Origin of the sequence: Streptomyces sp. NPDC005566 (genome assembly GCF_040605575.1) — a bacterium.
GTDB lineage: Bacteria > Actinomycetota > Actinomycetes > Streptomycetales > Streptomycetaceae > Streptomyces.
Window position 1 is genome coordinate 163602 of sequence record NZ_JBEXDB010000003.1, and the last position, 13654, is coordinate 177255.

12 protein-coding genes are annotated in these 13654 nt (G+C 69.8%); 6 read left to right on the forward strand and 6 right to left on the reverse strand.

The genetic code is table 11. The features are described from left to right. Positions 1–51: 51 nt before the first annotated feature. On the forward strand, positions 52–900 hold the full coding sequence (locus ABZS61_RS06060) for an NAD(P)H-binding protein (RefSeq protein ID WP_356416771.1): 849 nt from the start codon (positions 52–54) through the stop codon (positions 898–900). A 149-nt stretch (positions 901–1049) separates the two neighbouring features. Here the strand turns inward: ABZS61_RS06060 and ABZS61_RS06065 are convergent, their stop codons facing one another. After that, on the reverse strand, positions 1050–1610 hold the full coding sequence (locus ABZS61_RS06065; protein WP_356416773.1) for an NAD(P)H-dependent oxidoreductase: 561 nt from the start codon (positions 1608–1610) through the stop codon (positions 1050–1052). 114 nt (positions 1611–1724) lie between these two features. Here ABZS61_RS06065 and ABZS61_RS06070 point away from each other — a divergent pair, with 114 nt between their 5' ends. Next, complete coding sequence (locus ABZS61_RS06070; RefSeq protein WP_356416775.1) at positions 1725–2390, forward strand: TetR/AcrR family transcriptional regulator; 666 nt, start codon at positions 1725–1727, stop codon at positions 2388–2390. Here the strand turns inward: ABZS61_RS06070 and ABZS61_RS06075 are convergent. Next, complete coding sequence (locus tag ABZS61_RS06075) at positions 2387–3595, reverse strand: damage-control phosphatase ARMT1 family protein (protein WP_356416778.1); 1209 nt, start codon at positions 3593–3595, stop codon at positions 2387–2389. The genes ABZS61_RS06070 and ABZS61_RS06075 overlap by 4 nt on opposite strands. A gap of 416 nt (positions 3596–4011) precedes the next feature. On the opposite strand from ABZS61_RS06075, the gene htpG reads away from it, so the two are divergent. Continuing rightward, positions 4012–5928 carry a molecular chaperone HtpG gene (htpG, locus tag ABZS61_RS06080; RefSeq protein ID WP_356416780.1) on the forward strand — a complete coding sequence of 639 codons (1917 nt, stop codon included), beginning with the start codon at positions 4012–4014 and terminating at the stop codon, positions 5926–5928. A 540-nt stretch (positions 5929–6468) separates the two neighbouring features. Continuing rightward, a complete protein-coding gene (locus tag ABZS61_RS06085) occupies positions 6469–7263 on the forward strand; it encodes an SGNH/GDSL hydrolase family protein (RefSeq protein WP_356416782.1) in 795 nt (264 codons plus the stop codon). A gap of 89 nt (positions 7264–7352) precedes the next feature. Here the strand turns inward: ABZS61_RS06085 and ABZS61_RS06090 are convergent, their stop codons facing one another. Together ABZS61_RS06090 and ABZS61_RS06095 are read right to left on the reverse strand one after the other, a co-directional pair. After that, positions 7353–7712: a nuclear transport factor 2 family protein gene (locus tag ABZS61_RS06090; RefSeq protein ID WP_356417156.1), complete on the reverse strand. Its 360-nt coding sequence runs from the start codon at positions 7710–7712 to the stop codon at positions 7353–7355. A gap of 158 nt (positions 7713–7870) precedes the next feature. Beyond that, on the reverse strand, positions 7871–8707 hold the full coding sequence (locus tag ABZS61_RS06095; RefSeq protein WP_356416784.1) for a class I SAM-dependent methyltransferase: 837 nt from the start codon (positions 8705–8707) through the stop codon (positions 7871–7873). Positions 8708–8797: 90 nt separating this feature from the next. Here ABZS61_RS06095 and ABZS61_RS06100 point away from each other — a divergent pair, with 90 nt between their 5' ends. Then, positions 8798–10612: a prolyl oligopeptidase family serine peptidase gene (locus tag ABZS61_RS06100; RefSeq protein WP_356416786.1), complete on the forward strand. Its 1815-nt coding sequence runs from the start codon at positions 8798–8800 to the stop codon at positions 10610–10612. Between the two features lie 224 nt (positions 10613–10836). Continuing rightward, complete coding sequence (locus ABZS61_RS06105) at positions 10837–11616, forward strand: SURF1 family protein (RefSeq protein WP_356416788.1); 780 nt, start codon at positions 10837–10839, stop codon at positions 11614–11616. Positions 11617–11744: 128 nt separating this feature from the next. Here ABZS61_RS06105 and ABZS61_RS06110 read toward each other — a convergent pair whose 3' ends face one another. Then, a complete protein-coding gene (locus ABZS61_RS06110) occupies positions 11745–13079 on the reverse strand; it encodes a hypothetical protein (RefSeq protein ID WP_356416790.1) in 1335 nt (444 codons plus the stop codon). Further along, positions 13076–13651 (reverse strand): SigE family RNA polymerase sigma factor, encoded by a 576-nt coding sequence (locus ABZS61_RS06115; RefSeq protein WP_329215230.1) that lies wholly within the window; start codon positions 13649–13651, stop codon positions 13076–13078. Before ABZS61_RS06115 ends, ABZS61_RS06110 begins: the two co-directional genes overlap by 4 nt. Positions 13652–13654 lie beyond the last annotated feature (3 nt).

Consider the following 13654-nt stretch of genomic DNA (forward strand, 5'->3'; position numbering starts at 1 on the left):
GCCCTGGCCTTGCGGACAAGATCTGACCTAATGATTTCCTACGGTCGTGCCATGACACAGACGCAGAAGATTCTTGTCACCGGCGCCACCGGAACCGTCGGCCGTCAGGTCGTCGCCGAACTGGTCTCCCTCGGCCACACGGTCCGCGCCCTCACTCGCGATGCGTCGAAGGCCGCCTTCCCGGCCGGCGTCGAGGTCGTCCAAGGCGATCTGACCGACCCCGACAGCCTCATCCCGGCCCTGGACGGCGTCACCGGCCTCCACCTGATCACCTTCGGCGCCTACTTCGCTCCGCTGGAGACAGGCTCGCGGATCATGGAACTGGCGCGCGCGGCCGGGGTGCGCCGGGTCACCGTGCTGCACGGCGGTGGGTCGTCGCCGCTGGAGGACGTCGTGCGTGCCGACGAGGATGTGGAGTGGACCGTGCTCATGCCGGTCGAGTTCATGGCCAACGCCCTGGAGTGGGCGGGCGGGGTCGCAGCCGCGGGGGAGGTTCGCGAGCCGTTCGTGTCCCGGCTCAGCGCCATGGTCCACGAGGGCGACATCGGCTCCGTTGCCGCGGTCGCGCTCACTGAGGAGGGACACGGGGGCCAGGAGTACGTGCTCACCGGCCCCGAGCTGCTGACCGTCGGCGACAAGGTGGCGACGGTCGCCGCCGCCTGCGGCAGGGAGATCGCCCTGGTCGAGCTGACCGAGGAGGAGGCTGTGGCGCAGTGGCGGGCGGCGGGCCACCCGGAAGAGGTCATCGGCTTCCTGCTCGAGGCGTACGGGAACACCCCGGAGGTGGGCCGTACGGTCGTCGACACGGTCGAGAAGGTCACCGGACGCCCTGCCCGTACGTTCGCCCGGTGGGCTGCGGAGCACGTGGACGCCTTCGCGGCGCAGCCCCTCTCGTCGTAGCCCGGCACCCTGCGGGACGCCGCGTGGTGACCGGCTGACGGACGACGCACAGCTGCGCCGCCCGGCGCGAACGCGGGCGGCGCAGTGACGTGTGAACGGCCGGGCGGCGGCGCGGCATCCTCGGCGTGCCGCCGTCGGGGTGAGCTGCGTCAGGCAGCCGCGGCGGCGGTCTGCTCGGCGACCTGGCGGATGACCTCGGTCAGCGAGGTGACGACCTCGGCGTCGTCGGCCGGGTGGATCTCGGCGAAGCGGGTCACGGAGCCGGGGATGGACAGCTTGGCGTCCTCGAGGACGGCGCCGCCCGCGATGCCGACTGCCTTGCGGGCGTCGTCCTGGGCCCAGACGCCGCCGAACTGGCCGAAGGCGGTACCGACCACGGCGGCCGGCTTACCGGTCAGGGCGCCCGCACCGTAGGGGCGCGACAGCCAGTCGATCGCGTTCTTCAGCACGGCCGGCATGGTGCCGTTGTACTCCGGCGAGAACAGCAGGAAGGCGTCGGCCTGGCCGGCCGCCTCACGCAGTCGGGCGGCTGCGGCGGGGACGCTGCCCTCGACGTCGATGTCCTCGTTGTAGAAGGGCACCTCGGCGAGGCCCTCGAACAGCTCGACGTCGGTGCCCGTGGGCGCGTGCTTGGCGGCGGCCTCGGCGAGCTGACGGTTGTGGGAGCCGGCGCGGAGGCTGCCGACGAGGGCGAGGATGCGTACAGACATGGGGAACTCCTGGGAGACGGAGACTGCGAAGCAAGCGGACCACGGTCCGTTTAAAGTTGTACCACCTAAACGGACCGCGGTCCACTTTTTCTTCCCTGGCGTTACGCTGAGGACATGAACGGTCCCGTCCCTCCGCCCTCCAGGCCGCACGAACCCGGCGAGGAGCGGACACACCTCCCGCTCGCACCGGCCGGTGAGCCGCCGGAGCAGCTGCGGGCGGACGCGGCGCGCAATCGCACGCGCCTGCTGGACGCCGCCTCCCGCCTGCTGACCGGGTGCGGCGCGGCGAACCTCACCATGGAATCGGTGGCCCACGCAGCGGGAGTGGGCAAGGGCACCGTCTTCCGGCGCTTCGGCGACCGCACCGGCCTCCTCCTCGCGCTCCTCGACCACCGCGAAGGGCTGCTCCAGGCCGCCTTCCTCTCAGGACCGCCACCCATGGGCCCGGGCGCCCCCGCAACGGAGCGGCTGCATGCCTTCGGCCCCGCTGTCATGCGCCACGAGCGAGATCACCATGAGCTGATCCTGGCCTCCCGCACCGATCCGCTGCGCGCCTACGCCGTCCCGGCCAACCGTCTGCGCCTGAGCCACATCACCATGCTGCTGCGCCAGTCGGATGCGGTCGGCAACCCGGAGCTCCTCGCACACACCCTGCTGGGATCGATCGACACCGCCCTCGTCCACCACCTGACCCGCGAACGCGGCATCGCGCTCGATCAGTTGGAGCAGGCCTGGCACGACCTGGTCAACCGCCTCGTGGAGACACCGCAGCAGCCCTAGGAGCCTCCCTGGCCGCGCGCCTGGATCAGGGCGTGCGTGCCGCTGGTGCGCCAGGCCCCACCCGATGCGTCGAGCGCACTCACCGTCTGCGGGTCCAGCCCGACGACGACGTCGGACTTCAACGTGCGCAGCGCGGCCACGGGCCCGGGGAAGTACGCCGTGCGGTCCGCGAAGGGCGTCGTCGGGTCCCACAGCCGGTCACCCACGAGGCGGCGGTAGTTGAGGTCGCCCTTCAGGATCGTGAGCGCCCCGGCCCCCCATTCCTTCCGCAGGTCCTCGGGCATCTCCTCGTACGGCAGGGGCGCGCAGAAGAACGCATGGGCGCGTACCTCCAGGCGCCCCTCCCCCATCGCCTCCCAGAGACGCCGACCGATCCCGCCCGCAGCACCAGGCGCCCGGACGAGGCGGCGCAGGGAGTCGATGACATCGGCGGTCGTCGCGTCGGAGACGTAGTACGGGCCGGGCTTCACGTACAGCACGGCACGCTCCGCGCGACCTTGTCGCAGCAGGTGGTCGATCAGGATCAGGTCGGGGATCAGCTCCCGGCCGGCATTGTCCGCCACCACGGAAACAGTCGCCTGGGCGCCCGCGGGAAGCAGCGACCACAGCAGGTCGCTGTCGTCGGCGACCAGCCCGGGGTCGGCGTCTCCCAGCGGTTCGTCCGCCGCGACCCGAAAACCGAGATCGGCGCGGTTGCCCCAGAGCGAGGCGTGCAGCAGAGCCGTTGCCCGCTCGTCGGCCGGAGCGTCGGCGAGCCGGTCCAGGGAACGGAGCTCGTCGTCGACCGCGGTGCCGTTCAGTTCCGCCAGCTTGAAGGGCGCGAAGGGGTCGACGCCCTGCCACGGCCCTTCGTCGACGTACTCGACGGCCGCGAGGAGTCTGCGATAGAAGTAGCTCTCGGCCCAGAGGAACGGGGCGTCGAACCACGACCGCCCGAAGTGCTCTCGCCCCCAGTCCTGCCAGATTCCGTGGTCCGGTGCCGCTGCGTCGAGGGGTTCCACGACCCCGTGCGTGATCTCGTCCAGCAGCGCGTCGAGCGCCTGGTGCTGCCGGGGACCGTAAGGAAAGGCCTCGCGCACCTGCCGGATCAGCGCCGGATGGCGTTCGGCCAGCACGCTCCTGGCGAACGAACCGGGCTCGTTGCCGAGGATCACCGGTGCGCCGGTGTCTCCTGCCGTCTCTGAAGCCGCTCGCGTATCGCCCATGCGCCCCAGTCTGCCGGGTCACGGGGCAGGCAGGTCGTAAGGGGCGGGCAGGCGGTACGGGGCGGGCGCGTCGACGAGCACGTCTTCATCACGGCCTCGGGCGACACGTGGCACCTCAAGGAGGACCGCCCCGGCATCAACGCCGGGCAGAGGACGGCCGACATCGATCACAAGGTCGAGGTGATCAGCCGCGCCGGTGCGGCAGCACGCGGGAAGAGGCCGAGCGGCGACTGCACCACCGGCCCGTAAGCCCCATCGCCCCCTGTGCGCACGCTGCTTGACCGAACGGGCGGGCGCCTCCACCCCGGCGCCCGGACCCACCGAACGCATCCGGGATGCGGCACACGGGCGCCGCGAGGGCTGGTTACGATATGTCTCGGCTCAGATGACTTACCCCAGAAAGGGAACCTGCACCCATGCCGGCCGAGACATTCGAGTTCCAGGTAGAAGCGCGTCAGCTCCTGCAGATGATGATCCATTCGATCTACTCGAACAAGGACGTCTTTCTGCGGGAGCTCATTTCCAATTCCTCTGACGCACTCGACAAGTTGCGCCTTGAAACTCTCCGTGACGACACACTCAAGGCGGACTCCTCCGACCTCCATATCGCCGTCGAGGCAGATAAGGAACAGCGCACACTGACCGTGCGCGACAACGGAATCGGAATGTCGCACGATGAGGTCGTGCAGCTGATCGGAACGATCGCGAACTCCGGAACGGCCACATTCCTGATGGAGTTGAAGGAGGCCAAGGACTCCGCAACGTCCGAGGAACTCATCGGGCAGTTCGGTGTCGGCTTCTATTCGAGCTTCATGGTGGCCGACGAGGTCACGCTCCTCACCCGGCGCGCGGGTGAGAGCCAGGGCACGCGCTGGACGTCCAGCGGCGAGGGCACGTACACCGTCGAGTCCGTCGACGACGCCCCGCAGGGCACCTCGGTCACTCTGCGGCTCAAGCCGGAGGACGCCGAGGACCAGCTCTTCGACTACACGTCACCCTGGAAGCTCAGGGAAATCGTCAAGCGGTACTCGGACTTCATCACCTGGCCCATCCGCATGGCCGCCGCGACGGCGGGCGAGGACGGAGCAGCGCCCGAGATCGAGACGGTCAACTCGATGAAGGCGCTGTGGGCACGGTCGAAGAACTCCGTGACCGATGAAGAGTACAGCGAGCTGTACAAGCACATCAGCCACGACTGGACCGACCCGCTCGAGACCATCCGCATGCAGGCGGAGGGCACTTTCGAATATCAGGCCCTGCTTTTCCTGCCGTCCCACGCACCGCAGGACCTGTTCATGCAGGGGCACAAGCGCGGAGTTCAGCTCTACGTCAAGCGCGTGTTCATCATGGATGACTGCGAAGCGCTCATGCCGACGTATCTCCGCTTCGTGAAGGGCGTCGTCGACGCGCAGGACCTGTCGCTCAACGTGTCGCGTGAAATCCTTCAGCAGGACCGCCAGATCGAGCTGATGCGCCGCCGGCTGGTCAAGAAGGTGCTCTCGACGGTGAAGGACATGATGTCCGCCGCCCCGGAGAAGTACGGGACGCTCTGGAAGGAATTCGGCCGGGTTCTCAAGGAAGGCCTGCTCCAGGACTTCGAGAACCAGGACACGATCCTGGAGATCTCCTCGTTCGCCTCGACCCAGGACGAGGAAGGGCTGACCACGCTGCGCTCGTACGTGGAACGCATGAAGGAGGGTCAGGAGCAGATCTTCTACATGACGGGCGAATCACGCGCGGCCATGGAGAGCTCGCCCCACATGGAGGCCTTCCGCGCCAAGGGCTTCGAAGTCCTCCTCCTGACGGATCCGGTCGACGAGGTCTGGGTCCAGTCCGTGCCGGCGTTCGACGGCAAGCAGCTGCAGTCGATCGCCAAGGGCGAGGTCGACCTCGACACCGACGAGGAGAAGAAGCAGGTCGAGGCCGAGCGCGAGAAGCAGCAGCAGGACTACGCCGGACTGCTGACCTGGATGACGGAGCAGCTGGGCGAGAACGTGAAGGAGGTCCGGCTCTCCTCGCGGCTCACCGTTTCACCGGCCTGCATCGTCTCGGACACGCACGATGCCACCCCGGCCCTGGAGAACATGTACCGCGCCATGGGCCAGGAGGTGCCGCACATCAAGCGGATCCTCGAGCTCAACCCCTCCCACCCGCTGATCAGCGGGCTGAAGAAGGCGCACGCCCAACAGGGGGACGGTGCGGAGGCCGGTACGGAGCTGGCCGAGGCGGCCGAGCTCGTCCACGGGCTCGCCCTCCTGTCGGACGGTGGCGAACTGAGCGATCCCTCGCGCTTCAGCAGGCTGATGGCGGACCGGCTGGAACGCACGCTGTAGACAGACCCGCACGACGCACGGACCGTGGCCGCCAGGTGTTCCTGGCGGCCACGGTCGTGTTCGAGGCGGAGCGCACCTTCCGCTTCGGAGGTCCGCGGCAGCCGAGTTCGGGGACGGCCGCCGCGTCCGGGGCTACCGATGTGTTCGGCGACGGCCGCTACGTCCGGGGCTGCCGACGTGCTCGGCGACGGCCGCTACGTCCGGGGGCTACCGACGCGCCCGGGGAGCGGCAGGCGTGCTCGGCCGACGGCAGTTGTGAAGGCGGATTCCCACGGCGTACGGGAGCCGGGTGGCCGCGCACCACACCTCTCGTGGTGACGCAGAGGAGTCACGGGGATGGTGCAGATGATCCACAACTTCACCCATTCGGGGGCCAGTTGAAGGTTTATCTACGCGCGGAGCATCGACCCCCGAACGATCATTCGGGCATATCAGACGACTTTCTGCAGCGCCATTACCGGCGGGTACCGGCAGCTGCTACAAACGTGCTCGCCCCACGAACTCCCCACCCATCCCCCACACTTCGAAGGGCTGGCAGTCATGTCAGTACGCACCTTCTGGGCCTCCGCATCCACCCTCGCCATCGCCGCCGTGGCCGCACTCGGCATGGCGCAGCCGGCTTCCGCCGCCGGCGACAACTACGTAGCTCTCGGTGACTCCTACTCCTCGGGCGTCGGTGCCGGGAACTACACCTCGGAAAGCGGTGGCTGCATGCGCAGCACCAACGCCTACCCGTCCCTCTGGGCGGCTGCGAACGCTCCGTCGTCGTTCAAGTTCGTCGCCTGCTCCGGTGCGACGACGGGCTCCGTCTCCAGCGGTCAGCTGGGCGCGCTGAGTTCATCGACCACACTGGTCAGCGTCACGGCCGGCGGCAACGACGTCGGGTTCGCGGACGTCATGCAGACCTGTGTGCTGCAGAGCGAGGCCACGTGTGTGAGCCGGGTGAACACGGCGGTCTCGCAGATGCAGAACTCGCTGCCGACAAGCCTCAACTCGCTCTACGGAAGCATCCGCTCAAGGGCGCCGCAGGCGCATGTGGTCGTGCTCGGGTACCCGCGCTTCTACAAGCTCTCGGGCAGCTGCATCGCCGGGCTCACCGAGACCGAGCGCGGGGCGATCAACAACGCGTCCAACGTCCTGAACGGAGTGCTCGCCAAACGGGCTGCGGACGCCGGGTTCACCTTCTCCAGTGTGGTGGACGAGTTCACGGGGCACGAGCTCTGCTCGGGTGACGCCTGGATCCACAGCGTGTCGATCCCGATCTCCAACTCCTATCACCCCAAGGCGATCGGGCAGTCGAACGGGTATCTGCCCGCCTTCCGCTCTGTGGCGTAACGCGCGTAGAAACCTGACGCGGGCGGCGGCATCACCGGGTTCGTGCGTTCCGGTGGTGCCGCCGCCCTGCCAGCACCCCCGGCGGCGGTTCAGTACCTCTCCACAAGGTGCTCCCGGCCTGCCGGCGGCTCGTAGGACTCGGGCCAGAAGTCCGTGACCGCGGTGATCCGCCCCTGGGCGTCGAACGTGAAGAAGTGGATGGCGTGCATCCGGTCGGGGCCGTCCGTGACCAGCGTCCGGGCGGCGGCCTGCAGCCCCTCCCCGTCGGCCACGATCCGTTCGATCCGGACGTGCCAGTCCCCCGGATAGTCCCGGTTGAACGCGACGTACCGCTCCTTGCCGCGGATCCGCTCGCAGCTCTGCGGCAGGTCGTAGACCACGTCGTCGGCGAGCGTCGCGGCGAAGGCGTCCCAGTCGCGGGCGTCGGCCGCGGCCCAGTACGCCTCCACCGCTTCCCGCACCTCGGCCGTACCGACAGCCCCGCCGTCGCTGCTTCCGGAACCGCCCGCGGCGCCCGCCCTGTCAGTCGTGCCGACTGTGCCGGCCGTGTCAGTCATGGAACGAGTGTGACCCCCGCCACTGACAATCGGCCGGAAGTCCGGACCGGTCAGCCGCTGACCGGGCGCGATGCCTTGACCGAGTACATCATCGGGATCCGCGGACGGTCCGCCGCGAATCGGTAGTAGCCGTCCGCGTGCCGCTTCAGCGCCGGGTAGCGCGCGAAGAGCGAGGCGTCGTGCTCGTGCAGGAAGTCGATCCGCAGCCCGGCCGCCGCCAGCGCCGAAACCACCTCGCCGACCGGGTGCTGCCATTCGACGCTGCGGTTGTGGACGGTCTGGGCATCGAAGTCGGCGTAGGTGCCCGGCGTCTCGTCCACCCAGGGATCACGGCTGAAGTAGTCGTACGTGATCGTCGAGCCGGTCTCGTCGTCGAGGCAGTCGGTCAGCGGATGGAACTCGGCGAGGTAGAGAAAGCCGCCCGGCGCGACCAGCGAAGCGGCGATCTCCGCCCAACGGTCCACGTCCGGCAACCAGTTCAGCGCACCGAGCCCGGTGTAGACGATGTCGTACGAGGAGTCGGGTACGGCCTGCGCCGCGTCGTACACGTCGGCGGCCACGAACGCCGCTCGCTCCGGCGCCAGTCCCAGCGACCGGGCCAGCCCGCGGGCGGTCTCGACGGCGGGTTCGGAGAAGTCCAGGCCGACGACGTGCGCGGCGCCGTGGCGGGCCCAGGACAGGGTGTCGAGACCGATGTGGCACTGCAGGTGCAGCAGCGTCCGGCCGGTGACGTCTCCGACCTCGGCGAGCTCGAAGTCGCGCAGGGCGTCCTTGCCTGCGCGGAAGGCATCGAGGTCGTAGTAGTCGCCGGCGGCGTGAATGGCCACGCGTTCGTCCCAGCGCGCACGGTTCGCTTCGTGCCAGTCGTCAGGCGTCGGTGCATACATGCCGGGAAAGTTACCCACAGGCTGGGGTGCGTGCGAACAGTTATCCACAGGCCGGCCCGGCTCCGCAGCCGAATCGGGTTGGATGGGGTCATGAGCGACACACAGAACGACGCGTCCGTACCTGAGTGGGAGCAGCGTTTCCGCGCTGCCCGCGTGTCCCTGCCCGACTGGGCGGAGGACGCTCCCGACCGCTCGCTCTTCGTCTCCAACGCGACCGGCACGTACGAGCTGTACGCATGGGACCGGGCGACCGGGGAGCAGCGTCAGGTCACGGACCGGCCCAACGGGACGACCGACGGCGTGCTGACGCCGGACGGTGAGGCCGTCTGGTGGTTCGCCGACACCGACGGCGACGAGTTCGGCGTGTGGATGCGGCAGCCCTTCGGCGGCGGTGCGGACGCGCCGGCCGCACCCGGTCTGGAGCCCTCCTACCCGGCCGGTCTCGCGATCGGCCGCGACGGGACAGCAGTGGTCGGCAGGTCCACGGACGAGGACGGCACGACCGTTCACCTCGTGCGTCCGGGGTCCGAGCCGTCCGTGATCTACCGGCACCGGGAGTCCGCCGGGGTCGGAGACCTGTCGCACGACGGCAGCCTGATCGCCCTCGAGCACACCGAACACGGGGACGCGATGCACTCCGCGCTGCGGGTCGTGCGACCGGACGGTTCGACGGTCGCCGAGCTGGACGACACCGAGGGCGGCACGAAGGAGCTCGGCCTGTCCGTCCTGGGCTTCGCCCCCGTGGCCGGTGACACCCGGCTTCTCGTCGGGCATCAGCGCCGCGGCCGCTGGGAGCCGATGATCTGGGATCCGGTGGCCGGGACGGAGACGGATCTGCCGGTCGACCTGCCCGGCGACGTGGGTGCCGAGTGGTATCCGGACGGGTCCGCGCTGCTGATCGAGCACGACTTCGAGGCACGCAGCGAACTGTGGAGGTACGAGCCGGGAGCGAAGGGCCCGGTGCGCGTCGAGACCCCCGCCGGTACGGTGTCGGGCGCCACCGCCCGCCCTGACGGCACGGTGGAGTACCTGTGGTCGTCGGCCGCCCAGCCGCCCACCGTACGGGCCACGACGGGCGCGGTCGTCCTCGATCCGCCCGGCGCGAAGGCTCCGGCTTCCGTACCCGTGCAGGACGCCTGGGTGGACGGGCCCGGAGGCCGCATCCACGCCCTGGTGCAGACGCCCGCCACCGGTGACGGGCCGTTCCCCACGATCTTCGAGATACACGGCGGGCCCACCTGGCACGACAGCGACGCGTTCGCGTCCGGTCCGGCCGCGTGGGTGGACCACGGTTTCGCCGTCGTTCGGGTCAACTACCGCGGGTCGACCGGGTACGGGCGCGCCTGGACGGACGCGCTCAAGCACCGGGTCGGCCTGATCGAGCTGGAGGACATCGCGGCGGTCCGGGACTGGGCGGTGAAGTCAGGGCTCTCGGACCCTGCGCGGCTGGTCCTCGCCGGCGGCTCGTGGGGCGGCTATCTGACCCTGCTCGGGCTCGGCACGCAGCCGGACTCCTGGGCGCTGGGGCTGGCGGCGGTCCCGGTCGCCGACTACGTCACCGCGTACCACGACGAGATGGAGGCTCTGAAGGCGATGGACCGCACGCTGCTGGGCGGAACACCGGAGGAGGTGCCGGAGCGGTTCGAGGCGTCGTCACCGCTGACGTACGTGGATGCCGTACGTGCCCCGGTCTACATCTCGGCGGGAGTCAACGACCCGCGCTGCCCCATCCGTCAGGTGGAGAACTACGTGGACCGCCTCGCCGCGCGCGGCGCCGTCCACGAGGTGTACCGGTACGACGCGGGGCACGGCTCGCTCGTCGTGGAGGAACGGATCAAGCAGGTCCGGCTGGAGCTCGACTTCGCGCTGAGGCATCTGGGACAGGCCGCCGGAACGGGCAGCTGAAACGGACAGGAGATGCAGGCGCCGCGGACGGGCAACTCAGACGCGCAACGCATGCGGGCAACGCACGCGCGCAACGCATTTGCGGGCAACGCAGGCGGACGAGTCGGAGGGTAACCGCGGCAGACACCTGCGAGGGGTAACTGAGCAGCCCGGCAGGAGTAGGACGCGCATAAATGGGGCACCCCGCTCCGGGCGCCCGGAGCGGGGAACCGTACCGTAGAGGGGTGTACCGGTTCCTGCTGACCCCGCGATGGTGGGGGATCAACCTTTTCGTCGTGCTGGCCATCCCGTTCTGCGTGTTCATGGGCACCTGGCAGCTCGGCCGCTTCGAGGACCGCGTGCAGTCGCACGAGGAGGCCGAGAAGCAGCCCGATCCGGGCACCCGGACCGCTGAGCCGCTCGCCGAGCTGCTGCCCGTGGACCAGAAGACCTCCGGCCGGCCCGCCGTCACGACCGGGACGTACGCCGACCAGTTCCTGGTCCCCGGGCGCAAGCTCGACGACCGTGACGGCTTCTACGTGCTGAATCTGCTGCGTACCGACAGCGGCAAGGCCCTCCCGGTCGTACGCGGCTGGCTGCCCGGCACCGCGGGTCGCACGGATGTGCCCGCGGCCCCGGCCGGTGAGGTCACCGTCACCGGCGATCTGCAGGCCTCCGAGAACACCGGCAGCGACGGTGTCAGCACCAGGGGCGGGCTGCCCGAGGGCCAGCTCGGCATGATCAGCGCCGCATCCCTGGTGAACCTCGTCCCGTACGACGTGTACGACGCCTGGGTGACCCTGACCGAGCCCGAGGCGGGTGGATCGGGCGCTCCGATGAAGCCTGTGCCCGCCGCGGCCGCGCAGGGCAGCGGGCTCGATCTGAAGGCCTTCCAGAACCTCGGCTACACCGGCGAGTGGTTCGTCTTCGGCGGCTTCGTTCTGTTCATGTGGTTCAGGCTGGTGCGCCGCGAGGCCGAGGCCGCGCGCGACGTGCAGCTGGGACTCGCGGCCGACGCCGACTGAGAGTACGGGTGCACGAGGTACGCGAGAGGCCCGCCGGTTCCTGTCCGGCGGGCCTCTCGACGTATGTTCAGTCGTTCAGTCGTTCAGTCGTTCAGTCGTTCAGTCGTTCAGTCGTTCAGTCGTGCGGGCTACGAGGCGTTCAGTACGCCCGTGCGGTAGATCGTTCCCGCGCAGGCGTGGGGAATCGTGGTCTCCGCCGTCGGTGCTCCCGCCTCCGGGGTGTGCGTCACCGCGACACTGCCGTCCGCCGGACCATCGTCCGCACTGCCGAACTGCGGGGCCATGTCCGCCGTCGTCCCCGCTCCTGCGGCACTGCCGCCTCCGTCGCCCTCGGTGGGCGTCGGGCTGGGCGAACCGCCGGTGGTGGGGCAGTTCTCCTTCGGCACCCAGGCGAACTGCACCTCGTACGCCATCGTCGGCTTCAGCAGCACCGTGCCCGGCTCCAGCGACGGATCGGGCAGCCCGGCCGCCGGGTCACCCACGGCGTACTGCACGACCGCGATCTTCTGCGGGTCGGCGGCACCCGTCGCCTGGAAGCCGACCGTGCCGTCGCTGGTCACCGAACAGCCCTTGTCGGACCCGTTGGCAATCCTGAAGGTGCCGTACACCGTGCCGTCCGCTCCCGCCTCGCCCGACTGGGCGGAGATGACGCGGAGCTGGCTGGGTTCGCAGGCCGGCAGGGCCGCCACCTCGGAGTGCGGCAGGTCGTCGATGCCCGTCCCGCTGCCCTCGGTGTCCGAGCCCTCGTCCTGCGACGGCGCCGTGGAATTGCCGGATTCGCCGTCGCTGCCCTCGATCTGCTGATCGGCGGGGCCGGCGTTCGGATCGCTGTCGGACCCGGCACCGGAATCATCACCGTTGCCGCCCTGGGCCTGCTCCCCGTGGCCGGCGATGGCCGGATTGGCGCTGTTCGAGCCGTCCGAATTCGCCACGTGGACGAATGCGGGCACCGCCGTACCGATCAGCAACGCCGCGGCCGCCGCGCCCACAACGGCCTGACGCCGCTTGGCGCGCCGGGCGGGCACCGCACGCTGCAGACGGGTGAGCGCGCTGTCCGGGGGTTCGAGGCTGCGGACCGCGCCGTGGAGCATGCGGCGCAGCGCGACCTCGTCCAGGTCCGTACCGCCGCGGCCGCTCCCGAAGAGCTCGGTCAGCGTGCCGCCCGCGCCGGACGCACCGGCACCGGCCGCGCCGGGCTTTACCGCCCTGGCTGAGGCGCCGGCCCCGTTCGAGGCGCCGTCCCTACCGGACCTGCCGGTGGTATCGGCTCCGTCCGGGGCGTCGGCCCCGTCCTTCGCGTCGGTCCCGCCGGGGGCGGCGACGCCCTCGCCCGCGACCACGTTCTTTTCCTGCTCCCCCTGGCCGCCGTGCTCCGGCTCGGTGTTCGGGGTCTTCTCCGGCCCGTGGTTCACAATTCCGTTTCCAGTCCGGTCATCGTCGTGCCTGTGCTCGGGTCCGCTCATGCCTGCGCCTCCATCACGACGCGCAGTGCCGCAATTCCCCGGGAGCCGTACGCCTTCACCGAACCGAGCGATATGCCCAGCGTCTCCGCGACCTGGGCCTCCGTCATGTCCGAGAAGTAGCGCAGCACCAGCACCTCGCGCTGACGGCGCTGCAGCCCCTTCATCGCCTTGATCAGCGCGTCGCGCTCCAGCTGGTCGTAAGCCCCCTCCTCGGCGCTCGCCATGTCCGGCATCGGCTTGGACAGCAGCTTCAGCCCGAGGATGCGGCGGCGCAGCGCGGACCGGGAGAGGTTGACCACCGTCTGACGGAGGTACGCGAGCGTCTTCTCCGGATCGCGCACCCGGTTGCGCGCCGAGTGCACGCGGATGAACGCCTCCTGCACCACGTCCTCGCAGGACGCGGTGTCGTCCAGAAGGAGGGCCGCGAGGCCCAGCAGCGAACGGTAGTGGGCGCGATAGGTCTCGGTGAGATGGTCGACCGTTGTTCCTGCCGCCACCGTCTCGTCAGCGCCCTCGCGCTGCGACGGCAGCGCGGTGGGTCGCGCAGCGGGCATGGGCGCAATCACCGGCATACC